Below are 23,482 nucleotides of genomic sequence, written 5' to 3'. Positions count from 1 at the left end.
CGGCGACGGCGCGCGAGCAGGCGGTCGTCGCGAAGAACAACGCGGCGACCGCGACGAGCAACGCTGCCGCAGCCAAAGCCGACCTCGACTCCCTCAACACCCAGCAGACCGCCTTTGCAGCCGACCTGAAGGTCCAGCGTGCAGACGAGCGCGCGCAGCTTGCCTCCGCAGAGCGCGAAGCCGCACGCCTCAAGGCGATTCTCGTGGAGCGGGCGCGCCAGGCCCGGCTCGCCGAGCAGAGGCGACTGGCCAAGCTCAAGGCGGAGCGGGACGCAAAGATCCGGGCCGAGCGCGCCAAGGCTGCTGCGGCGGCCCGGAACGGGAAGACCTACACCCCGAGGATCCCGGCGCCCGTGCAGAGCGACCCCACACCGTCCAACTACCTGTCCTACCCGGCCTACGGCCGGACGACCTCCGGCTTCGGCATGCGCTGGCACCCCGTACTCCAGAAGTGGATGCTCCACGACGGCCTGGACTGGGGCATCGCGTGTGGCACGCCCGTCCGCGCAGCGGCCCCGGGCACGGTGATCCGCGCCGGATGGCGCGAGAGCGGCTGGGGCAACCAGATCCTCATCGACCACGGCATCCACCGCGGCGTCGACCTCGTCACGAGCTACAACCACCTGTCGAGCATCGTCACATGGGGCGGCACCGTACAGCGCGGCCAGCTCATCGGCTACAGCGGCACCACCGGCTACTCGACCGGCTGCCATCTGCACTTCGGCGTCTACGAGGACGGCACTCCGGTCAACCCCCGCAACTGGCTCTGAGCGGCCCACTTCTCGATCGAATGGACAGCTTTGGGGTATGCCGCTGGGTCGGGTCCCACAGATCTTGTTCACTCGATCACGGGGTGGCCTCCTCCTCGGGGTAGCGTGGGGGCGCCGCCGGATGGAAGCCAGCCCAGCGGCATACGACCTGCTGTGACGTGCTGCGTGGAGAAGGGACGGTCCGGTGCCGAAGGAGAAGGGGCGGTCGCTCATCGCGAGCAATCGCAAGGCCCGCCACGACTACCACATCGAGGACACCTTCGAGGCTGGCATCGTGCTCTCCGGCACCGAGGTCAAGGCCCTGCGCCATGGCCGTGCGTCGCTCGTCGACGGTTTTGCGATGTTCACCGGGGACGAGCTCTACCTCGAGAACGTCCACATCCCCGAGTACCTCAACGGGACCTGGACGAACCACGCGCCCAGGCGCAAGCGCAAGCTCCTGCTGCACCGGTCCGAGCTGGACAAGATCGCGAGTAAGACGCGCGAGAGCGGCCGGACCATCGTGCCGCTGGCGCTGTACTTCAAGGACGGCCGCGCCAAGGTCGAGATCGCCCTCGCGACCGGCAAGCGGCAGTACGACAAGCGCCACGCACTCCGTGAGCGGCAGGACCGCCGTGAAGCCGAGCGCGCCGTGAGCGCCGCACGCCGCAAGGGATGACCGGCAGATGAGCGGACAGTCGAAGGGGGCGCAGGAGATGCGGTCGAGGACGAGGCTCCCGGCGCTGCTGGTCCTCCTCCTCGCCGCGGCGTTTGCGGTGCTCGTCCCGGCAGGCACGGCACGGGCCGTCGGCGACGAGGCCATGGAGCGGTTCGCCGTGGTCTATGACCTGCAGCCGGACGGCAGCGTGCACGTCTCCGAGACGATCACGTGGCGCTTCCCGCCCGGTGAGCAGCGGCATGGGATCTTCCGCAACATCGTCGTGCGAATGGGCTACCAGGACCAGGCGGGCAAGTACCGGTACTTCCAGCTGACCGACGTCCGGGTGAGCAGTCCGTCCGGTGCCCCAGCCGACTTCAAGGTCAGCGACAACGGCGCGGCCCAGGAGATCCGGATCGGCAACGCCGACGAGTGGACCGAGGGCACTCAGGTCTACGAAGTGCGCTACACCCTGCACAACGTCCTCAACTCGATCGCAGGCACCGGTGGCAAGCCGGACACCGTGGAGTTCCACTACAACGTCTTCGGCAGCAACGAGGTGACCCCGCGGGAGCGCGTCAACGTCGTCGTCAACGCGCCGGCTGCCTCGACGCAGGTCGCCTGCTACGAGGGCGAGACCGGCAGTGACACCCAGTGCCAGGCCAGACCCGGCAGTCCGACGACCTTCGCTGCCATGGGCCTCGCGCCCGGCGAGGCGATGACCGTCATCGCCGGGTACCCGGCTGCGGCTTTCGACAACCCGCAGCCGGACGTCCGCGACGGCAACGCCGACTCGACCGTCGGCGGGGGCGCCGCAACCGCCGCCAACGCCGCTGCGACCGCTGCCGGTATCGCCGCCCCGGTCCTCGCGCTCGCCGTCATGGGGGCCCTCGTCTGGACCCGCGGGCGGGACGAGCGGTACGCCGGCCTCACGCCCGGCCTCACGCCGTCGGTCACCGAGCGGGAGTCGCAGCCGACGACCCGGGGCGGGCCGGACACGGTCGCGGTCCAGTTCCACCCGCCCGCCGGCGTGCCGCCGGGACTCGTCGGCACGATCCTCGACGAGAAGGCGAATCCCATCGACGTGTCCGCGACGGTGATCGACCTCGCGGTGCGCGGGTACCTGCGCATCGAGGAGGTCGAGGGCGGCAGCATGTTCAAGCGGACGGACTGGAACCTCGTCCATCTCAGCCCTCCGGCCGATGACACACTGCTGCCCTACGAGCGCCGGCTCCTCGACGGCATCTTCAGCACCCGAGGGGATGTCATCGCGCTCTCGGACCTGAAGAACACCTTCGCCAGCACGCTGCGGAGGATCCAGTCGGACATGTACGACGAAGTCGTCAGGCGACACTGGTTCCGCTCGTCGCCGCAGCTCCAGCGCGGCATGTGGCAGGGTCTCGGAATCGTCCTCGCCGTCATCGGAGGGATGATCCTGTTCTACGGACAGGGCGCCATCACGGCCCTCCTGGGCGCAGGATTCACCGGTGGGGCCGTGCTGGGTGTCGGCCTGCTCATTGCCGGCGCCATCGTCTGGTTCCTCGGCGGCAAGATGGCGGCCAAGACCGCGGAGGGCTCGGCCGTGCTCGCGCAGTCCCTCGGCTTCAAGGAGTACCTCACGACGGCCGAGGCGGGGCAGATCGCCTTCGAGGAGGCGAGCAACATCTTCAGCCGCTACCTGCCCTATGCCGTCGTCTTCGGCGTCGCGGACCGGTGGGCAAGCATCTTCGCGGAGGTCGCCCAGGCGGCCGAGGCGGTCGGCCAGCCGATCCTCATGCCGTCCTGGTACGTCTGGAGCGGCGCGGCTTTCCCTGACTTCGGCAGCATCGCCAGCGGTGTGGAGAGCTTCTCGACGACCTCGACGGGAACCTTCACGTCGACGCCCGGCTCATCCGGAAGCTCCGGCTTCTCGGGAGGCGGCGGCTTCAGCGGCTCCGGTGGGGGAGGGTCCTCCTCCGGCTCCTGGTGAAGGGGTGGTCAGTCGGTCAACGGAACCAGCCACCTGCGTCCTGTCAGCGGTGCTCCGCCCGGCGGCTCAGCTCCCGGTCCAGCGTGATCGCCGCGTTGATCAGGGCGAGGTGCGTGAACGCCTGCGGGAAGTTGCCGATCTGGTCTCCGTTCAGCGCGATCTCTTCGGAGTAGAGGCCCAGGTGGTTGGCGTAGGTCAGCATCTTCTCGAAGGTGATGCGTGCCTTGTCGAGCCGGCCTGCTCCGGCGAGCGCCTCGACATACGTGAAGGTGCACAGCGAGAAGGTGCCCTCTGAACCGCGCAGGCCGTCCGGCGAGGCTGCGGGGTCGTACCGGTAGACGAGGCTGTCGGTGACGAGTTCCTCATCCATGGCGTCGAGCGTGGACTGCCACATCGGGTCGGTGGGGCTGATGAACCCGAGGGCGGCCATGCGAAGGAGCGAGGCATCCAGCACCTGCGTGTCGTAGTGCTGCACGAAAGCCTGGCGATCCGCACTCCAGCCCTTCTCGATGATCTGCCGGAACACCGCGTCTCGTGCTTGCGTCCAGTTCTCGATGGAGGCCGGCCAACCTCGCTTGGTGGCCAGTCGGATGCCGCGGTCGAAGGCGACCCAGCTCATCAGACGGCCGTACGTGAAATGCTGCCGCCCGCCGCGGGTCTCCCAGATGCCCTCCTCGGGCTGGTCCCAGTGGTCGACGAGCCAGTCGAGCACGCCACACAGCTTGAGCCACCCCTCGTAGTTCATCTGGAACCCGCGTTGGTCAGCCAGGTACAGGCTGTCCATCATCTCGCCGTAGATGTCGAGCTGCAGCTGGTCGGCGGCTCCGTTGCCGACCCGAACCGGGAAGGAATCGCGGTAGCCCGCCCAGTGCTCGAGGCTCTCCTCGCTCAGCTCACTGGAGCCGTCGACGCGGTACATGATGTTCAGCGGCGCCCCACCATTCGTCCTGGTGTCCATCACCCGTTCCCGCATCCACACGCCGAACGCCACCGCTTCGTCCATGAAGCCCAGGGCGAGCAGCGCGTACACCGAGAAGGACGCATCCCGGACCCACGTGAACCGGTAGTCCCAGTTGCGTTCGCCACCGATCTGCTCCGGCAGCGCGGCTGTCGGCGCGGCGACCAGTCCGCCGCTGGGCGCGTAGGTCATCAGCTTCAGGGTGATCGCGGAACGGTTGACCATCTCCCGCCAGCGCCCGGTGTAGGTGGACTGCTCGAGCCACGTCGTCCAGAACTCGACGGTGCCGTTGAAGAGGTCCCACACCTCACCGACGCTCGTCTCGCGCGCTTCGGTCGACCCGACGTCGAGGATCATCCCGCGGGCCTCCCCGGTGTGAAGCGTCAGCTGGGCGCGCACGTCGCCTGACTCATCCGCACCGCCACGACCCAGCTGCTCGTCCTCGGGTTCCCGCACGATGCTGACGGCCATCGTGGTGGCCGCCCCGCGGAAGACGACCCCGCCTTCGCTGATCTGCGTCTCATGCGGTTCGCGGCCGTAGTCGAAGCGCGGGGCGATCTCGATCTCGAACGTCATCTGCCCGCGGATGCATCGCAGCAGCCGCACGATCCGGTGGTGCTCCGCCGGCACGCGTGAACTCGTCACCGGCATGAAGTCGACCACCTCGCCGACACCCTCCTCGGTCAGGAACCGGGTGACGAGGGCTGCGGTGTCGGGAAAATAGAGCTGCTTGGTGGTGAACTCGTCGGCGATCGGCCGGATGCGGCAGTACCCGCCCTTGTCCTTGTCGAGCAGGGCCCCGAACACACTCGGCGAATCGAACCGCGGTGCGCAGAACCAGTCAATGGAGCCATCGGTCGACACCAGCGCGGAGGTCTGGAGGTCCCCAATCAGGCCGTGGTCCTCGATGAGCGGGTATCCGTCTTTCATGACGCGCCTCCTCGGTTGCTCCCCGATTGTTGGGCGGGCCGTCGTCACGCGACATCATCCGGACCGGATGAACCTGCCTGTCGTGCGCCGAGTGGCAGCAGGCGCGGCCCTACAGTCATCCCATGACGCTGAGCCGCTGGCAGCGACTGTCGGAGTGGCCGCTGGTCGCGGCGGCCGTGGTCTTCACCGTGCTGTATGCGTGGGTGGTCATCGCGAATGTGCAGCCACCTGATGACGCCCTACCGCGCCTGCTCCTGGGGGTGATCTGGCTGCTCTTCGCCGCGCAGTATGTCGTGTGCGTCGTGCTCGCGCGCCCCCGCGGTGAATGGATTCGGACCCACTTGGGACACCTCGCGGCCGTCCTCGTGCCTTCCCTGCGCCCGCTGCTGCTGCTCCGTCTGCTGCGGCTCATCCCATCACTCCGCGGAGAGACCGGAGGAGCCGTGCGGAGTCGATTGACGATCTACGGGTTGGCGACGACCGTTCTGCTGGCCTTCATGGGCGCCCTCGCGGTGCTCGACGCCGAGCAGAACGCACCGGGGGCCAACATCCGTCACTTCGGCGATGCCGTCTGGTGGGTCGTGGTGACGGTCACCTCCGTCGGCTATGGCGACTACTACCCGATCACCTCCGCGGGTCGATGGGTGGCCGCGGTGCTGATGTTCGGCGGGCTGGTGCTGCTTGGCGCGGTCGCGGCGACCCTGTCGTCCTGGCTCGTCGACCGCGTCCGCAGTCGGCACGGCGACTCGGGTGGGCGTGCGCCCTCCTCCGGTTCGTGATGGCGCTGTCGTCCGCCGGGTAGGGCACGGGTATGGCCAAGGATCCGCACGCGCTGCTCGAGCCGTACCGTCGCAAGCGTGACTTCGGCCGGACGCCCGAGCCCTCGGGCGGCGGATCCACGGCGGCGCGTTCCTCCGAGGACGGGCTGCGCCGCTTCGTCGTACAGCGCCACCGGGCCCGTCGCCTCCACTACGACTTCCGTCTCGAGATGGACGGCGTGCTGGTGAGCTGGGCGGTCCCCAAGGGGCCGACGCTCGACCCGGACGTGCGCCGCCTCGCCGTCCACGTCGAGGACCACCCCATGGAGTACGAGCTCTTCGAGGGTGTCATCCCGGCAGGCGAGTACGGCGGTGGCGATGTCATCGTCTGGGACCGCGGGACGTGGCGACCACACGAGACGGAGGACCCGGCGGAGGCAGTGCGCATGGGAGAGCTGCACCTGGACCTGTTCGGCGAGCGGCTGCACGGCCGGTTCGCCCTGGTGCGCACCGGCCGCCCGGAACGGTCCTCGGACAAGGAGCAGTGGCTCCTCTTGCACAAGCACGACGCCGACGCGGTCAGCGGCTGGGATGCGGAGGACCATCCCACGTCCGTCCTCAGCGGTCGCACCAACGAGGAGGTCAAGGCGGCACCGGACCGGCTCTGGCGCTCGGACCTGCCCGCCGCCGAGGCCTCCGTGCCGGCCGAGGGACAGCCCGGAGAGGGCCCCACCGAGGACGAGCTGGCGGCACTCGCCGACCTCGGTCGCCAGGGGACGTGGGAGGTCTTCGGACGGACGCTCAAGGTCACCAACCTCGACAAGGAGCTGTTTCCCGCCCGAGCCGGCGAGGAGCCCGTGACCAAGCGTGAGCTGCTCGCCTACGCGGCCCGGATCGCACCGGTCCTGTTGCCTTACCTTCGCGGCCGCGCCCTGAACATGCACCGCTACCCGGACGGAGCGGCCCATAAGGGGTTCTGGCACAAGGAGATTCCCGACCACGCGCCTGAGTGGATCGGCCGCTGGCACAACGAGCAGGCGGACCCCGACGAGACCCAGTACTACGTCGTCGTCGACGAGCCGGCGACCCTCGTCTGGGTGGCCGGCTTCGGGGCGCTCGAGTGGCACCCATGGACCTCACCCACCGATGCGCCAGATCGGCCGTCCTATGTCCTCTTCGACATCGATCCGGGTGAGCGCACGTCGTGGGAGGAGGTGGTCGAGCTGGCGCGCCTGCACCGCACGGCCTTCGAGCACCTGAACCTGCGAGCCTACCCAAAGGTGACCGGGCGGCGCGGGATCCAGGTATGGGTGCCGATCGCCAGCGGCCCCCGGTTCGATGAGACGCGCGAGTGGGCAGAGAAGATCTCCAAGACGATCGGTGCCGCCCAGCCGGAGCTCGTCAGCTGGAAATGGCAGAAGCGCGAGCGACGCGGCCTGGCCCGCCTCGACTACACGCAGAACGCCGTCAACAAAACGCTCGTCGCGCCGTACAGCCCGCGAGCCTCGGCGGGTGCGCCGGTGTCGGCTCCGATCACCTGGGACGAGCTCGACGACCCGGACCTGCGTCCCGACCGGTACACCATTCGCACCATCCTCGATCGCCTGGACGCACGAGGTGACCTCTTCCGCGGGGTGCTCGCGCACGACCAGACCCTTCAGGTGCTCCGCTGACTTCCGCATGCCCCAGCACCACCTGGCCGTATGCCGCTGAGCTGGCTTCGCCTCGCACCTCACCTTGGCGCCGGGCCGGCTGCCGCAAAGGACTTGTCAGGCTGGGCCGATGAGAGTCTGCTCGATCCGCACCTGCCGCGTCAGCTGATGACGACGAGCAGGTCGCCACCCTCGACCTGCTGCTGCGCCCCGATCGCGACCCGGGAGACGGTGCCGGCCGTGGGTGTCGTGATGTTGGCCTCCATCTTCATCGCCTCGATCGTCGCGACGACCCCTCCGGCCTCGACGGTGTCGCCGGCCGACACGGTGAGGGTCACCACGCCGGCGAAGGGTGCCGGGACCTGTCCGGGAACTGCTGGATCGGCCTTCTCCGCGGACTTCACGTCGGCTTCAACCGACCGGTCGCGCACCTGGATCGGCCGGAACTGCCCACCCAGGGTGCACATCACGGTGCGCATGCCCTTGGAGTCGGCCTCGCCGATCGACTGGACCCCGATGATGAGGCGCTTGCCCTGTTCGATGTCGACCTCGTACTCCTCGCCCTGGACGAGGCCGTGGAGGAACTCGACAGTGCCGAGGACGGAGAGGTCGCCGTACGCCTCGCGGGAGGCCTCGAACTCCTTGGCCGGGGCGGGGAAGAGCAAGTGGTTGAGGGCGCGCCGCGGGTTGTCGGCCAAGGCCTGCTCCTGCTCGGGAGTCAGCTCCGTGAGGCGCGGCTTGGCCTGGCGTCCGGCGAGCGCCTTGGTCCGGAACGGCTCCGGCCACCCTCCCGGCGGGTCACCCAGCTCACCGTTGAGGAAGCCGATGACCGAGTCCGGGATGTCGTACTTCTGCGGCTCCGCCTCGAAGTCCGCCGGATCGGCACCGGCGCCCACGAGCGCTAGCGCCAGGTCGCCAACCACCTTGCTGCTCGGCGTCACCTTGACGAGGTTGCCGAGGATCCGGTTCGCCGCGGCGTACATGTCCTCGATCGCCTCGAACCGGTCACCCAGGCCGAGGGCGATGGCCTGCTGGCGCAGGTTGGACAGCTGCCCGCCCGGGATCTCGTGGAAGTACACGCGACCGGTCGGCGACTCGAGACCGGACTCGAAGGGCCGGTAGAGATGCCGGGTCGCCTCCCAGTAGGGCTCGAGGGCGAAAACGTTGTGGATGTCGAGTCCGGTGGGCCGGTCGGTGTGGTCGGTCGCGGCGACCAGAGCGGACAGTGGCGGCTGCGACGTCGTTCCGGCCATGGTGGCGGTGGCCGCATCGACGGCGTCCACGCCGGCGCCGATCGCAGCGAGCAGCGTGCCGATCTGCCCGCCGGCGGTGTCGTGCGTGTGCAGGTGGACAGGCAGGTCGAAGCGCTCCCGGAGGGCGGTGACCAGGCGCGCCGCTGCCGGGGCCCGCAGCAGCCCGGCCATGTCCTTGATGGCGAGGATGTGCGCCCCCGTCTCGACGATCTGCTCGGCGAGTCGCAAGTAGTAGTCGAGGGTGTAGAGCTTCTCGTCGGGTGAGAGCAGGTCGCCCGTGTAGCAGAGCGCCACCTCCGCGACGGACGTCCCCGTCTGGAGGACCGCGTCGACGGCCGGCCGCATCTGGGTCACGTCGTTGAGCGAGTCGAAGATCCGGAAGATGTCGAGACCGGTCCGGGCCGCCTCGCGGACGAAGGCGTCGGTCACGGCGGTGGGGTAGGGGGTGTAGCCGACGGTGTTGCGCCCCCGCAGGAGCATCTGGAGCGGCACGTTGGGCATCGCCTCCCGCAACGCCGCGAGACGCTCCCACGGGTCCTCGGCCAGGAACCGCAGCGCCACGTCGTAGGTCGCACCGCCCCACGCCTCGACGGAGAGCAGCTGCGGCGTCAGATGCGCGACATGACCGGCGACGTGGAGCAGGTCCCGGGTGCGCATCCGGGTGGCGAGGAGCGACTGGTGCGCGTCCCGGAAGGTCGTGTCCGTCACCCCCACCTCGGTCCGCTCGCGCAGGCGGCGGGCGAACTCGGCGGGACCGACCTCGAGGAGCACGTCCCGGGATCCCCGGGGCACCGCCTCGTCCGGCAGCGCAGGCAGCTTCGTGCGAGGGCGCACCCTCGTCGTGGCGGGGCCGTTGGGCTGGTTGACGGTGACGTCGGCGAGGTAGGTGAGCAGTCTGGTCGCCCGGTCGGCCGAGACCCGGGCGGTCAGCAGCTCGGGCCGCTCGTCGATGAACGAGGTCGTCGCCCGGCCCTCCCTGAAGGCGGGATCCGCGAGCACGGCCTGCAGGAACGGGATGTTCGTTGCCACCCCGCGGATCCGGAACTCCGCGAGCGCACGCTGCGCCCGGCGCACCGCCACCGGGAAGGTGAGTCCCCGGCAGGTCAGCTTGACGAGCATCGAGTCGAAGTGGGCGCTCACCTCGGCGCCGACGAAGATCGTGCCGCCGTCGAGGCGCACCCCGCTACCCCCGGCCGAGCGGTAGGTCGTGATCGTCCCCGCGTCTGGGCGGAACCCGTTGGCCGGGTCCTCCGTGGTGATCCGGCACTGCATGGCGAAGCCGCGCGTGCGGATGTCCTCCTGCTGGATCCCGGCATCAGCGAGGGTCTCGCCCGAAGCGATGAGCAGCTGCATGACAACGAGGTCGATGTCCGTGACCTCCTCGGTCACCGTGTGCTCGACCTGGATGCGAGGGTTCATCTCGATGAAGACGTAACGTCCGTCCTCGCCGACGAGAAACTCGACCGTGCCCGCGTTGCGGTAGCCGATTGACCGGGCGAAGGCGACGGCGTCCGCGCACATGCGGTCACGCAGGTCCGGGTCGAGGTTGGGGGCGGGGGCGATCTCGACGACCTTCTGGTGCCGGCGCTGCACCGAGCAGTCTCGCTCGAAGAGATGGACGACCTCGCCGGTGGCGTCGGCCAGCACCTGCACCTCGATGTGCCGAGGGTTGCGCACCGCCTCCTCGAGGTAGAGGGTCGGGTCGCCGAAGGCGGACTCCGCCTCGCGCTGCGCGGCGCGCAGGGCGTCAGCGAGCTGCTCGGGGGCCTCGACGCGACGCATGCCGCGTCCGCCGCCTCCGGAGACCGCCTTGACGAAGATCGGGAAGCCGATCCCTGCGGCCGCGGCCTCCAGATTCGAGAGGTCGGTCGAGGGCGCCGACCCGTGCAGGGTCGGCAGGCCCGCGTCCCGCGCGGCGGCCAGGGCCCGCGCCTTGTTGCCGGTCAGATGCAGCACCGACGGTGGCGGGCCGACGAAGGCGATCCCCTCGCGCTCGCAGGCCTCCGCGAGCAGTGGGTTCTCGGAGAGGAAGCCGTAGCCCGGGTAGATCGCGTCGGCGCCGGACTCGACTGCCTTGGCCACGATGCCCTCGTGGTCGAGGTAGGCCCGGACCGGGTGCCCCTCCTCGCCGATCTGGTAGGCCTCGTCGGCCTTGAGCCGGTGCTCCGACTTGCGGTCCTCGTAGGGGAACACGGCCACCGTGCGGGCGCCGAGCTCGGTCGCGGCCCGGAAGGCCCGGACGGCGATCTCACCGCGGTTGGCGACGAGGACCTTGCGGAACATGTGACCTCCAGGCATCGACGGCGTGCGTCTGGCAGCCTAGTTGGCGCTGTCTGCGCGTGAGTGTGCAAGCGAGCCCAGCGGCATACGGCTGCGTATGTCTGGGGGAATGTGTGTGGCGGCACTGTCGTTACCAAGGCATACTGTGGTCTCGCAGTAGCGGCGTTTGACAAGTGCACAGCGTGACGTGGACACCCCTCATGGGGGTGATCGGTTTCGACGGTGGTCGACACACCAGGGGAAGCGGGTCGAGGATGCAGGGTTATCTCGTTAACGCTCCTTGCAAACCAATAGGTGCCAACTCAAAGCGCACCGACTTCGCCCTCGCCGCCTGAGCGAGCTCCGAAGTCCGTCAGCCTGAGCTAGTTTCCGACTCAGTGCCTGGCGTCAGCTAGGAAACTTGCTGCGTGGTCATGTTGGGGGGCCACGCGGGACTCTTACTCAACTGGGCCTGTCAGGGAACGTGTGCGTGCGAGCCCTGGGGCCGAGAAAAGCCATAGCGCACTGCGCCCGGAGAAGTCCTGGTCTCTCGTCATCGGACGCGGGTTCAATTCCCGCCACCTCCACCACTTGTGGTGACCACGTCACGCTGTGCCGTATGCCGTTGGGCGGGTCCCAGCCTTGACGTGCCCTCCCGCTTAGGGTGGGGCTGTGCTGCGCGACCCGGACCTGACCCCCGAGCCGTGGCGCAAGCGGCAGAAGTTCCGGCCGCACCCCCTGCTGGCTCTGCCGCTCTTTCCCCTGGTCGGGTTCCTGGTCCTGCTGGCCCGAGCGATCCACGAACCCAGCGTCCAGGCCTGGGTCTGGGCGGCGCACCTGCTGGCGCTGACTTTGGTCGCCTCCGTCGCATCGCCGTGGCACCTGCCGCGGCGGCCGATCCACGACCCCGTCGGACGGACCATCACCTTCCCTGCCCGCGCCAGGCTCGGGCTCATGCCCCTCGGGCTCGTGATCTGGGGTGTGGTGCTGCTCGTGAACTTCGAGCTGATGCGACTGCTCGTCGTCGACCGACAGATCCGCTTCGGGGACATCGACGTGCCGTGGTGGCTGACGCTGCCCATGGGCTTCCTGATGATCGCGCTGGGGCTGTCCGTCGCCCGCCCGCCGGAGCTGTACCAGCTCATGGTCGGGGTCGATGGCCTGCACTTCGTGCACGGCAGGCACGGCTTCTCGGCGCAGTGGGACCACATGCTGCGGATCGTGCCGACCCTCGAGCACCGGGTCCACCGCTGCGTCCAGGTGCACGGCCCAGGCCTCGTCGCCCGCGACGAGCACGGGCATCGCGGCCGCCCGACCTTCAATGCAGACGTGCTCGACTCGGATGCGGTACGCCTGTGGCTGACGCTGGAGCACTACTACCGGCACCCGGCTGACCGCGAGGAACTGGGCACGGCAGCGGGACGGCAGCGCCGCGCGCAGTGGCGTCGTGTGCTCCCGCGCGAGCTGGTCTAGCCGCTGACGTGGCCGCGGTTCCCGAGATCTTCGACCAGAGGTCCGGGCCGCGGTGGCTACGGCGCCTCTACCACCGTCTTCCAGCGACTGAGCGCTTCTCCCTGGTCATGAGTGCCCATCCAGAACTGTGCTCCAACAGGTGAGCCATCCTCGTTCCAGATCATGAAGATGCCTGAATCTTCACCATCCGGCTTGTCCCCGCACGCCACGGTGGCGCCAGGGAGGATCTTCTTCATCTCGTTGATCGTGTTCGGAGAGCAAGGGCCCATGTCTTGGCCCGGGACCTCATTCGTCCGGGAGGCAAAGCTCTGCGCGCCTGAGGAGTTCGACCAAAGGCCATACGTGAGGTAATACGGGTCTTCGGAGCATGTGCCTTGAGCGAGCGCACCGCTGCTCGTGATCATCCAATTCTGGGTCGCGTCGTCCCGCCCGTTCCGGCAGTTGGGCTGGATGCTGGCAGGGACGAGCTTCAGCAACGCGTCGTACTGTCGATCCTGCAATGCGATGACGACTACGCCGGCGATGACAGCGAGCGCCAGGACTGCGAGCGTGAGTCGCGCATGCCGCCGTAGCCAGCTCCGGGTCCCCGGGGGCCCGGGAGTGACTGACGTGTCAGGACGAGTTACCGAGATGGAGGCGTTGCCGAGCTTGTCATCATCGCGGTTCACGGCGGCAGGCTTTCCCGGCACTCGCTCCACTGCTGCGTTGGTGGCGCTGTCGCGGGCTGCCTCCTCCCGCTGCCCCTGCTCCTGCGCCTGCCGGGCCGCCTCCGAGGACTTGGTCAGCCTGAACAGCTGCCCGTTCGCCGAGCGGGTGTAGAGAACGGGGGTCGCCCACTCCACGTCGTTGCCTGAGGCGAAGATGGCCCGACGAGCCTCGCCCAGCGCGGCGTCCACCGAGTAACCGTCGGCGATGGCGGCGTAGAGCTCCTCGGCAAACGTGATGGCGGCCTCATCGGTGATCTCGAACTGCATCGCGATCACCGCAGGGATCCCTTGCTGGACCAGACTCTGGGCCACTCCGGCGAACGGATCCGAGGTGGCGGCGCGGGCACCCTCGCATGCGTTCAGGACGACCAGACGAAGTGAGTGCTGGGTGCTGAGCATGACCCCCAGATCCTGGCCGCTCACCAGGTGGGCCCGGCCCTGGGCATCCTCGAGCGCCAAAGCACCGTCTTGAGCATGTTCGTCGAAGCCGCCGTGTCCGATGAAGTGGAAGATGTGGTACTTCTCCAGTCTGAGCGGCCGTTGCAGGCCGGCAAGCGAGGCGCTGGGCAACCGGGTGATGGTGACGAGCCCCCTCTCGACGACCTCGGCCAGGGCCGCATTGAGCCGATCCCATTCCGCCCCGACATCCAGCTGAGGAAAGTCGGTCGGGCTCGAGATCATCAAGAGGACCCTCAGAGGCGGGGTCACCGTGATCGGGCGAACCGGCATCGGCAGGTCCAGATAGCGGACGAGCGGTGTATCCGGGGCGAGGTTGAGGAATCGGTTGGCGCCAGGGTTGAACAGGAACTCCCACGGCACGTCGGCCAGCTCAGGGGTGTCCGTCAGGCGCAGCCGGATCCGCAGCCCGGCGTCTTTCCGGAAGGCCTCGTTCAAGCTGCCCTGCAAGGCTGCCAGCACCGCACCGGAGAACATCGCCTGGAATAGCTGACCCCCGAATCCCTTGACCAGTTCCCGTTCCTGGGACTCCAGTCGGCGGACCCGTCGCCGCGCCTCGCTCAGCGAACGGGTGAGCCGCAGCAGGAAGATTTCCATGTCCTGGGCTGAGAAGGGCAGCGAGAAATCAGCAGCAGCCTGTCCGGTCGGTGAGTCGAGCACCTTCGCCCGGTAGCCCTGTGCCGCGTGCTCGATCAGAACGTCGAAGTCAAGATAGGTTCCGGGCATGGTCCCCCCGAACTACGGGATGGGACCAACATACTCTTCGGCTCGGAAGCGGTGAGACTCGAATTGGCCCATCGGATGCTCCCGTTAGCTACGTCGATGACACCCCCTTGAGAGCTCCGATGACGAAGACCCACAGCCTCGCCGACGACCCAGCCGCTCGGCTGGCTTGAGGTACTTGGGGCGCGCGTGGGTCAACGTCAGAGAGGCCGATCGCCGCCAGACCTGGCACCTGCCCGACAAGGAGTGACCGTGTTGGGAGGTGCAACGGCGCCGGCATCAGCGATCGACCCGCCGAAGGGCGACCGCAGCGCTTGGTCTCGCAGGACCCCTTCGACAGACTGACCGCATGTTGCGTCTGCGGATCTCGGCGCCCGCAGGTCTGACGGGCGAGGTCATGAAGGTCTTGTCCGATGATCCGGCGGTCAGCAGCCTCGCGCTGATTTCGGAGGCCTCGGTTCGCCCCCCGGGCGACATCGTCCTGGCAGACGTCGCCCGTGAGGCGGCCAATGACATCGTCGACCGGCTCCGAGTGCTGGGCGTTCATCACGAGGGCAGCATCCACATCGAGCCGGTGCGCACGTGGCTGTCCAGGCAAGGCTTCGACGCCGAGCGGCGAACGCCGGGAAGCAGCTCGGACACCGTGGTCTGGGCGGAGGTAACCCAGCGCTCCTACGAGGAGTCCGAGTTCAACTGGACCTACGTCAGCTTCATGGTCCTTGCCACCCTGATCGCGGGAATCGCGATCGTGCTCGACTCGCAGATCCTGGTCATCGGGGCGATGGTTCTCGGCCCGGAGTTCGGGGCCATCGCTGCCCTGGGCGTCGCCCTGGTCAGGCGAAGGTTCACCATGCTGGCGCTCGCGTCCCGCACCCTCCTCGTCGGATTCGCCATCGGCATCGCGGCCACGACCGTCGCCGCCCTGCTCGGTCGCGCACTGGGGTGGGTGACCCTGCATGACGTGACTGGCCCCAGACCCGGGACGGCGTTCATCTACACGCCCGACAAATGGTCGTTCATCGTCGCCGTGATCGCCGCGGCCGCCGGGGTGCTGTCGCTCACCTCCGCGAGGGTCGGAGGCCTGTCGGGCGTCTTCATCTCGGTGACCACCATCCCTGCGGCGGGAAATGTCGCCCTCGGCCTCGCGTTCGGAGTCCCTCAGGAAATCTGGGGAAGCTCGCTGCAGCTCCTGGTGAACCTCACGGGAATGGCTCTCGCCGGCTGGGCGACCCTCGCTCTCCAGCAGGCGATCTGGACGCGCATCTCTCGCCGCAGAGCGCGACTCATCTCGCGGCTTGGCCGCAAGGAGTGACCGCGGAGTCCACCGTCGCTGAACGGCACCTTCGGCACGGCCGTCCCAATGTGAAAACTCAGGCAGTGCCACCCTTGGTGGCCGCCTCCTCGGCGAGCTGCTCCTTGACCGGGCCCATGTCGAGCGACTTGACCTGCTCGATGACGTTCTGCAGCGCCGTTTGGGGGAGGGCCCCGGGCTGCGAGAAGACGAGCACGCCCTCCTTGAAGGCCATCAGCGTCGGGATCGACGTGATGTTGGCGGCGCCGGCGAGCGCCTGCTCGGCCTCCGTGTCGACCTTGCCGAAGACGATGCCCTCGTTGCCGGCTTCATCCGATGCCGCGTCGTAGACGGGCGCGAACTGGCGGCACGGTCCGCACCACGACGCCCAGAAGTCCACGAGGACGATGTCGTTGTCGAGGACCGTGCGCTCGAACGTCTGTGCGGTCAGCTCTGTGGTTGCCATGTCTCTCCCAACGGATGGTGCGTGGATCGTTATTCCGGCGCCGTATGCCGCTCAGCGCAGTTCCCAGGTCACCGTGACACTCGCGGTGAGCTCGAGATCACCGCCCTCCACCGGCATGCCGGCCGCGGAGTCCATGGCGCCCATGGCCATCATCCGGCGCATGGGCTGGACGGGTACGACCCCGGACTCAGCCACTCCGAGGACGGCGCCGACCTCGGAGCCGGACAGGGCGGCATACTGCTCGGCCTTGGCGCGCGCCTCGGCGAAGGCGGCGTCACGGGCACGGGCCAACCCCTCGGAGCGGTCGTCCACGTCGAGACGGACCTGGTCGACGAGCAGCGCATTGCCGACCTCGGACGCGGCGGCCTCGAGGATCTGGCCGACCTGGTCGAGCCGGCGCACGGTGACGCCGAGCCGCTGCTGGGCCGTGAAGCCCACCGGGGTGCCGGTGTTGTCATATCGCTGGCTGACATTGGCGTCGAGGGTCCGGATGTCCTGGTCAGGCACGCCCTGGTCGCGGACCACCCGGCCGACCGCTGCGATCCCCTTCGAGGCGCCGGTGAGGGCGGCTGCGACGTCCTGCGCGTCATGGCCGATGCGCAGGTCGAGGCGGACGACGTCGGGAGTCACGGCCGCGCGGCCGGTCCCGATGACGCTGACGGTGCGCTCTGGCATGACTCCAACCTAACCGGTCAGGCGGACGTCGGGCCGGTTCGTAGACTGCCGGGGACGGCGGGGACATGACGGGGGCATCGCGGGGGATATGGCGGGGATATGGCGACGAATGGACAGCGATGGTGGGCCGCGACGGCCGCGCTGTCGGTCGTGGTGCACCTGGCCGTCCTCTACTGGCCGGTCATCGCGGTCACCGGCCCGGTGTCGTGGACCGACAAGGTCGTGCATGTGCTCGTCTTTGCCCTCCCGACCTACCTCGTTGGGCGCCTCGTCGGCAGACCACTGCTGGTCGCGCTGGCGTTCGCTGCGCACGCCCTGGTCAGCGAGCTCGCGCAGCACCTGCTCCTCCCGGGTCGTTCGGGCGACCCGTGGGACGTTGTTGCGGATCTCGCCGGCGTCGTCCTCGCGACGGGGGCGCTCGTGGTCAGAGCACGGTCCGGCCGCTGGTAAACTCGACGGGTCCTACTCCGACCCATCTCGGAACCGTGGACGAGCCGATCGCGAATCGCGACTCATATGGCTCGGCCGGCGAGATGGCTGAAACGGCAGCTCGCACCATCCGGTGTGACCCGAGCGACGCGGAGCGGACCACACCACCGCGTGGCACCGATGCCCACCCGGTTGACATGGGCGCGCAGCTGGTGCGCCTGAGGCTCGTCTGCCAGGTCGTGTTCTTGACTCACGGCTCGAGACGAAGTCTGCTCGAGTCGAAAGAGTTGAATACGCAATGCCCAAGAAGCCCACGTCCGGCGCGCCCAAGAAGGCTCGCTGGACCCCTGCCCAGAAGAAGGCGCGAGTCGCCGCTGCAGCCACCAAGCCACACCGTGGTGGTCGAGATGGACGCGAGGTCGGGCAGAAGCCCGGCGCTCGGTCCTCACGTCCGGCCACCTCGGCGACTGGACACACGAGCGGTCGCGAATGGCGCCCGCGGAGTGGCGAGCACCGCTCCTACGACCGTCGTGACGACCGCGGCGGCTATGACCGTCGTGATGATCGTGGCGGCTACGACCGTCGTGACGACCGTGGCGGCTACAACCGTCGTGACGACCGCGCGTGGACACGTCGTGATGATCGTGGCGCCGACACCCGTCGCGACGCACGGCGTCCGCGCGACACCGGCCGCGACCGGTTCGCGGCCACCTCGTTCGAGGATGCCGAGGCAGAGCGGCTCGAGGCCGACGCGTGGACGAAGGCCACCCGCAAACCGGTCTCCGATGGTCCAGTCGAGGTCGGGGCGGACAACGGCTTCGCGGCCCTCGACCTCCCGGAGCGGCTCGTCGAGCGGCTGGCCCGGGACGGGATCACCGACCCGTTCCCGATCCAGGCGGCGACGATCCCCGACGCCCTCGCCGGCAAGGATGTCCTCGGTCGGGGCCGGACCGGCTCGGGCAAGACCCTCGCCTTCGGTCTTCCCCTGATCGCCCGCCTCCTCGACCTGGGCCTGCGCCGGTCGCCGCGTCGCCCCCACGCCCTCGTGCTCGTGCCGACACGCGAGCTCGCGATGCAGGTCTCGGACGCGCTCGAGCCACTCGTCCACGTCGTCGGGCTGCGCCACAAGCTCGTGGCGGGCGGCCTGAGCTACACCACCCAGATCAACGCGCTCAACAAGGGCGTCGACATCCTCATTGCCACGCCGGGTCGGCTCAACGACCTGCTCGAGCGGGGCGCGGTGGAGCTGGACGACATCCGGATCACCGTCCTCGACGAAGCCGACCACATGGCCGAGATGGGCTTCATGGCCGAGATCACGACGAGCCTCGACCTCATCCCGACCGACGGCCAGCGCCTGCTCTTCTCGGCGACCCTGGACAACGGCATCGACAACCTGGTCGAGCGTTACCTCACGGACCCGGTGGTCCACTCGACCGACGAGGCGACCGCCTCGGTGGAGACGATGGAGCACCATGTCCTCCTCATCGACCCACAGCACAAGAAGCTCATCACGGCCGAGGTCGCGAACCGCCCGGGGCGCACCCTCGTGTTCTGCCGGACCAAGCTTGGTGCCGACCGGGTGGCCGGCCAGCTGCGCGAGCAGGGGGTGCTGGCCGCCGCGCTGCACGGCGGCCTGAGCCAGGGCGCCCGCAACCGCGTCCTCGGCGCCTTCCGGGACGGCACCCTGCCGGTCCTCGTTGCCACGGACGTCGCCGCACGTGGAATTCACGTCGACGACGTCTCGGTCGTGCTGCAGGTCGACCCGGCGGCCGACCACAAGGACTACCTGCACCGTTCCGGGCGCACGGCGCGCGCGGGTGACCGGGGCACGGTGGTGACGCTCGCGTTGCCGCACCAGCGCCGGACCATGGAGCGCCAGCTGCGCGATGCCGGGCTCGGCATCGCGCCGGTCAAGGCCGCGCCCGGCGACGCGATCATCACGGCAACGGGTGCCACGGCACCGTCCGGAGTCCCGATCGCCGACGCGGACTTCGCGCGCCTCATCGAGGGCCCGAAGCGCCACCAGCGCGGGCCCGGGGGCGCTCGAAGCCCTCGACGTCCCGACGCGGGATCCCGGGGTGGCTATCGCCCCCACCACGGCGCGGGTCACGACGACCGCCGTGGAGACCGACGTGGTGAGCGCAATGAGCATGGTGACCGCCGGCAGCGGGGAGCGCGTGACGGCGAGCCCCTCATCGGTCGCTGGGGTGACGAGAACCGGACGCGCGACCGTCGCCGACCGCGTTACTGATCGACGACCCCCGGTGTGGAAGGCTTGCCCCCGTGAGCTCGACCTTCCACACCGGCCGCCTGCTCGTGGCCACCCCCTCCGTCGAAGGTGACGTGTTCCATCGTTCGGTCATCCTGATGCTGCACCACGACGAGGCCGGCGCGCAGGGTGTGGTGCTCAACAAGCCGCTGTCGGCCGAGGTCGACTCCGTGCTGCCGGGGTGGCAACGCGTCGTGACGGCCCCACCCGTCCTCTTCCAGGGCGGACCGGTCGCGACGTCGTCGGCCCTGGGCATCGTCACGGTCCCGGGTGACGAGCCCGAGCCGCTCGGGGTGAAGCGACTCTTCGGCTCCATCGGCCTCGTCGACCTGGACGTCCCGACACCGGTCGTTGCAGCTGAGCTCGCCGGGATGCGGATCTTCGCCGGCTACGCAGGCTGGGAGGGCGGTCAGCTCGAGGGCGAGATCCTCCGCGGCGACTGGTACGTCGTGGATGCCGAGGTCCGAGACACGTTCACGTCGGACCCGGACGGCCTGTGGCGCGCCGTCCTCCGCCGCCAGCGCGACAGCCTCGCCTTCGTCGCCAACTTCCCCGACGACCCGTCGATGAACTGAGCCCATTCATGCCGTATGCCGCTCCGCCCCCTATCGTGGGCCCGCCAGCTCCCGCTCGGGTCGCCTTCATCGACAGCGGCATCGGCCTGCTCGGCTACGCAGACGCCCTCCGGAGCCTCCGGCCCGACCTGGAGCTGGTCCTGGCGCTCGACCCCGACCACATGCCGTACGGTCCCCGTCCGCACGACGAGGTCAGGGAGCTGGTCCTGGCTCTGGCGAGGTCCGCCGCGACGTATGAACCCACCGCCATCGTGGTGGCCTGCAACACCGCATCGGTCCACGGCTTGGCAGCCCTCCGCGAGGAGTTCGAGCCGGACGTCCACATCGTGGGGACCGTCCCGGCAATCCGCCCGGCGGCGTCGACGGGCGGACCGGTGGCGATCTGGTCCACCGCGGCCACGTCGTCGAGCGACTACCTCCGCGGTCTCGTCGACGCCTTCGCGTCGGACATCGAGACGCACTCGATCGCGGCACTCGGCCTCGCCGAGGCCATCGAGCTCGCCGACCCGGACGCGATCGACCGGACCATTGCCGCTGCGGTTGCCGCCTCCCCCCGGGACGTCAGCGCCCTCGTCCTCGGTTGCACGCACTATGGGCTCGTGGGCGACCGTATCGCTGAAGCATGGAGCCGGCAGACGGGGGTCGACGTGACGATCTTCGACTCGCCGGTCGCCGTCGCACGGCAGACGTTGCGCCGCATCGGCCTCGAGCCGGACGAGCATGCGGCCCCGAGCGCGGCGGCGCCGACCGTGCTGCTCAGCGGTCGCCCGGGCCACCTGCCGGAGCGGCTCGCGGCGTATCCCCCGGGAGCCAAGCTGCTGGGCCGCCCGGACCCACGGCCTACACTTTCGTCATGAGCGTGATGCCTCCCGACCCCTTCGAACCCGAGCCGCAGCCTCTGCGCAGCACCGGCACCGCGACGATCGAGCGCGAGGAGGTCCGCGAGGAGCTCCAGGAGCCGGGCGACCACGAGCGCTTCTCGCACTACGTCCGCAAGGAGAAGATCCTCGAGAGCGCGCTCAGCGGAGACCCGGTGGTCGCCCTCTGCGGCAAGGTCTGGGTGCCAGGCCGCGACCCGCAGAAGTTCCCGGTGTGTCCGGTCTGCAAGGAGATCTACGACGGCCTACGAGACCCGCAGGACGGTGGCGACGGCGGTTCCGGCGGCGACTCGGGCGGCACGCCCTGAGTCGGCCGATACCACGCGGTCGAGGCCCCGCCCAGCAGGGCGGGGCCTCGGCATGTCGTCTCCAGCGATCGCCTACGGTGGGTGGCCTATGAGTTCAGGGGCCGCCTTTCACCTGTCACCCGCCTTCCCGGATCGCGCCGCCTGGGGTACCGCGAGCAAGTTGCGCGCCTGGCAGCAGGAGGCCCTCGACTCGTACCTTCGCGACGAACCGCGGGACTTCCTCGCCGTGGCCACGCCCGGTGCCGGCAAGACCACCTACGCCCTGCGGGTCGCGACCGAGCTGCTCTCCCGCGGCACCGTCCAACGGGTCACCGTCGTCGCGCCGACCGAGCACCTCAAGACGCAGTGGGCCGATGCGGCAGCCCGGGTCGGGATCAGCCTCGATCCGAGGTTCACCAACTCGGTCGGGCGGCACTCCGAGGACTACCACGGCGTCGCGGTCACCTATGCCCAGGTTGCCTCGCGACCCTCGCTCCACCGCGAGCTGACGCTGACCCGGCCCACCCTCGTCATCCTCGACGAGATCCACCACGGCGGCGACAGCAAGAGCTGGGGGGACGGGATCCGCGAGGCGTTCGAGCCGGCCGCGCGCCGACTCTCGCTGACCGGCACGCCGTTTCGTTCGGACACGTCGCCGATCCCCTTCGTGCGCTATGAGCTCGACGCGGGTGGAGTCCTGACCTCCTCAAGTGACTACGCGTACGGCTACGCGCAGGCCCTGCGTGACGGCGTCGTGCGCCCTGTCCTCTTCCTCGCCTACGGCGGCAACATGCGCTGGCGCACCAAGGCGGGCGACGAGATCTCCGCGAGCCTCGGCACCCCGATGACGAAGGACCAGGTCGCGCAAGCCTGGCGCACCGCCCTCGACCCGAAGGGAGAGTGGATCGGTTCGGTTCTCGCCGCCGCCGACAAGCGGCTCACCGAGGTCAGGCGTGGGGTGCCCGACGCAGGCGGCCTCGTCATCGCGTCCAACCAGACCCAGGCGAGGGCGTATGCCGCTCACCTCCGAGCGCTGACCGGCGAACCTCCCGTCGTGGTGCTGTCCGATGACGCGGGCGCCTCCCAGCGCATCGAGGAGTTCGCTGCAGGGACGTCGCGCTGGATGGTGGCCGTCCGGATGGTGTCCGAGGGTGTCGACGTGCCACGGCTCAGCGTCGGCGTGTACGCCACGTCGACCTCCACCCCGCTCTTCTTCGCCCAGGCGGTGGGTCGATTCGTCCGGGCGCGGAGGCGTGGCGAGACGGCTTCCGTGTTCCTCCCGTCCGTGCCCGTCGTCCTGGACCATGCGGCGCGGCTGGAGGAGCAGCGCGACCATGCCCTCGACCGGAAGCCGGCGGCGGAGGGCGACGTCGCCGCGATGTGGGCGGAGGAGCAGGGCCTGCTCGACGAGGCGATGCGCGAGGAGAAGGCGAGCGCCGGCCTGCTCGACGAGGGAGCCTTCGAGGCGCTCGAGTCCGAGGCGCACTTCGACCACGTGCTCTTCGACAAGCAGCAGTGGGGGATGCACGCGCAGGTCGGGTCCGAGGAGGAAGAGGAGTACCTCGGGTTGCCGGGCCTGCTCGAGCCGGACCAGGTCGCGGCGCTGCTCCATGAGCGGCAACGCAAGCAGGTGAAGAAGTCACCCAAGCCCACGAGCGCGCCACCCGTCGCCCAGCACCGGGCGCTCGCCGCTCAGCGCAAGGAGCTCAACAAGCTCGTCTCTGCCTACGCCAGGCAGAAGGGCCATCCGCACGCCACGGTCCACCTGGACCTGCGGCGGGCGTGTGGTGGGCCCGATCTCGCCGCAGCCTCGTCCGAGCAGGTCACGGAGCGGATCGAACGGATCCGCAACTGGTTGGTCGGCCGGCGTTGAGTCGGTAGCCGATCCTGTCGAGCCGAATCTCGCGACGTCGTCATCTTCTGCCATGCGGTAGTTGACGCGCAGGGGGTCATCGACCCCTCGACCTTCTCCGCGATCGACTGGAGGCTCGTCTCGGACAGGGCGCCGCTGACGATCACCCCTCGACCCACCCTCTTCCGCAACACACCCGCTTACCGCGCGGT

The 23,482-nt window shown here is 69.2% G+C and carries 18 protein-coding genes and 1 other RNA gene; 14 read left to right on the top strand and 5 right to left on the bottom strand.

The window, feature by feature from the left end:
• From VIR15_RS11690 to VIR15_RS11680, 3 genes are all read left to right on the top strand, one after another.
• A partial coding sequence (locus VIR15_RS11690; protein WP_331927749.1) for a peptidoglycan DD-metalloendopeptidase family protein occupies positions 1 to 770 on the top strand: 770 nt, incomplete at its 5' end.
• A 184-nt stretch (positions 771 to 954) separates the two neighbouring features.
• On the top strand, positions 955 to 1,428 hold the full coding sequence (gene smpB, locus VIR15_RS11685; RefSeq protein ID WP_331927747.1) for an SsrA-binding protein SmpB: 474 nt from the start codon (positions 955 to 957) through the stop codon (positions 1,426 to 1,428).
• A gap of 7 nt (positions 1,429 to 1,435) precedes the next feature.
• Positions 1,436 to 3,376: a DUF2207 domain-containing protein gene (locus VIR15_RS11680; RefSeq protein WP_331927745.1), complete on the top strand. Its 1,941-nt coding sequence runs from the start codon at positions 1,436 to 1,438 to the stop codon at positions 3,374 to 3,376.
• A 43-nt stretch (positions 3,377 to 3,419) separates the two neighbouring features.
• Here VIR15_RS11680 and VIR15_RS11675 read toward each other — a convergent pair whose 3' ends face one another.
• Positions 3,420 to 5,264, bottom strand: coding sequence for a glycoside hydrolase family 15 protein (locus VIR15_RS11675; RefSeq protein WP_331927743.1), 1,845 nt, complete (start codon positions 5,262 to 5,264; stop codon positions 3,420 to 3,422).
• Positions 5,265 to 5,386: 122 nt separating this feature from the next.
• Here VIR15_RS11675 and VIR15_RS11670 point away from each other — a divergent pair, with 122 nt between their 5' ends.
• Positions 5,387 to 6,043: an ion channel gene (locus VIR15_RS11670; protein WP_331927741.1), complete on the top strand. Its 657-nt coding sequence runs from the start codon at positions 5,387 to 5,389 to the stop codon at positions 6,041 to 6,043.
• A gap of 32 nt (positions 6,044 to 6,075) precedes the next feature.
• On the top strand, positions 6,076 to 7,695 hold the full coding sequence (ligD, locus tag VIR15_RS11665; protein WP_331927739.1) for a non-homologous end-joining DNA ligase: 1,620 nt from the start codon (positions 6,076 to 6,078) through the stop codon (positions 7,693 to 7,695).
• Positions 7,696 to 7,835: 140 nt separating this feature from the next.
• On the opposite strand, the gene VIR15_RS11660 is transcribed toward ligD, so the two are convergent.
• Positions 7,836 to 11,210, bottom strand: coding sequence for a pyruvate carboxylase (locus VIR15_RS11660; protein WP_331927737.1), 3,375 nt, complete (start codon positions 11,208 to 11,210; stop codon positions 7,836 to 7,838).
• Positions 11,211 to 11,409: 199 nt separating this feature from the next.
• On the opposite strand from VIR15_RS11660, the gene ssrA reads away from it, so the two are divergent.
• Together ssrA and VIR15_RS11650 are read left to right on the top strand one after the other, a co-directional pair.
• Positions 11,410 to 11,776, top strand: a transfer-messenger RNA (tmRNA) gene (gene ssrA / locus VIR15_RS11655).
• A gap of 82 nt (positions 11,777 to 11,858) precedes the next feature.
• The gene (locus VIR15_RS11650) at positions 11,859 to 12,659 is read left to right on the top strand and encodes a hypothetical protein (protein WP_331927735.1); all 801 of its coding nucleotides are present in this window, start codon (positions 11,859 to 11,861) and stop codon (positions 12,657 to 12,659) included.
• 56 nt (positions 12,660 to 12,715) lie between these two features.
• Here VIR15_RS11650 and VIR15_RS11645 read toward each other — a convergent pair whose 3' ends face one another.
• Positions 12,716 to 14,548, bottom strand: a complete 1,833-nt coding sequence (locus tag VIR15_RS11645; protein WP_331927733.1) for a CHAT domain-containing protein — start codon at positions 14,546 to 14,548, stop codon at positions 12,716 to 12,718.
• Positions 14,549 to 14,894: 346 nt separating this feature from the next.
• Between VIR15_RS11645 and VIR15_RS11640 the strand changes: the two genes are divergently transcribed.
• Positions 14,895 to 15,857 carry a DUF389 domain-containing protein gene (locus tag VIR15_RS11640; RefSeq protein WP_331927731.1) on the top strand — a complete coding sequence of 321 codons (963 nt, stop codon included), beginning with the start codon at positions 14,895 to 14,897 and terminating at the stop codon, positions 15,855 to 15,857.
• A gap of 58 nt (positions 15,858 to 15,915) precedes the next feature.
• Here the strand turns inward: VIR15_RS11640 and trxA are convergent, their stop codons facing one another.
• Together trxA and VIR15_RS11630 are read right to left on the bottom strand one after the other, a co-directional pair.
• Complete coding sequence (trxA, locus tag VIR15_RS11635; RefSeq protein WP_331927729.1) at positions 15,916 to 16,302, bottom strand: thioredoxin; 387 nt, start codon at positions 16,300 to 16,302, stop codon at positions 15,916 to 15,918.
• 51 nt (positions 16,303 to 16,353) lie between these two features.
• Positions 16,354 to 16,977 (bottom strand): SIMPL domain-containing protein, encoded by a 624-nt coding sequence (locus VIR15_RS11630; RefSeq protein ID WP_331927727.1) that lies wholly within the window; start codon positions 16,975 to 16,977, stop codon positions 16,354 to 16,356.
• A 99-nt stretch (positions 16,978 to 17,076) separates the two neighbouring features.
• Here VIR15_RS11630 and VIR15_RS11625 point away from each other — a divergent pair, with 99 nt between their 5' ends.
• The 6 genes from VIR15_RS11625 (at position 17,077) to VIR15_RS11600 (ending at position 23,291) form a co-directional block, all read left to right on the top strand.
• Positions 17,077 to 17,427, top strand: coding sequence for a VanZ family protein (locus tag VIR15_RS11625; protein WP_331927725.1), 351 nt, complete (start codon positions 17,077 to 17,079; stop codon positions 17,425 to 17,427).
• A gap of 277 nt (positions 17,428 to 17,704) precedes the next feature.
• Positions 17,705 to 19,660: a DEAD/DEAH box helicase gene (locus VIR15_RS11620; RefSeq protein WP_331927723.1), complete on the top strand. Its 1,956-nt coding sequence runs from the start codon at positions 17,705 to 17,707 to the stop codon at positions 19,658 to 19,660.
• A 32-nt stretch (positions 19,661 to 19,692) separates the two neighbouring features.
• Positions 19,693 to 20,253 (top strand): YqgE/AlgH family protein, encoded by a 561-nt coding sequence (locus VIR15_RS11615; RefSeq protein WP_331927721.1) that lies wholly within the window; start codon positions 19,693 to 19,695, stop codon positions 20,251 to 20,253.
• A gap of 35 nt (positions 20,254 to 20,288) precedes the next feature.
• A complete protein-coding gene (locus VIR15_RS11610; RefSeq protein WP_331927719.1) occupies positions 20,289 to 21,110 on the top strand; it encodes a glutamate racemase in 822 nt (273 codons plus the stop codon).
• Positions 21,107 to 21,439 (top strand): DUF3039 domain-containing protein, encoded by a 333-nt coding sequence (locus tag VIR15_RS11605; protein WP_331927717.1) that lies wholly within the window; start codon positions 21,107 to 21,109, stop codon positions 21,437 to 21,439. The genes VIR15_RS11610 and VIR15_RS11605 overlap by 4 nt, the downstream gene beginning before the upstream one ends.
• An 88-nt stretch (positions 21,440 to 21,527) precedes the next feature.
• Positions 21,528 to 23,291 carry a DEAD/DEAH box helicase gene (locus VIR15_RS11600; RefSeq protein ID WP_331927715.1) on the top strand — a complete coding sequence of 588 codons (1,764 nt, stop codon included), beginning with the start codon at positions 21,528 to 21,530 and terminating at the stop codon, positions 23,289 to 23,291.
• The last annotated feature ends 191 nt before the right edge of the window (positions 23,292 to 23,482 follow it).

Origin of the sequence: Intrasporangium sp. (genome assembly GCF_036566125.1) — a bacterium.
Taxonomy (GTDB): Bacteria; Actinomycetota; Actinomycetes; order Actinomycetales; family Dermatophilaceae; genus Intrasporangium.
This window is presented reverse-complemented; position numbering and strand designations above follow the sequence as displayed.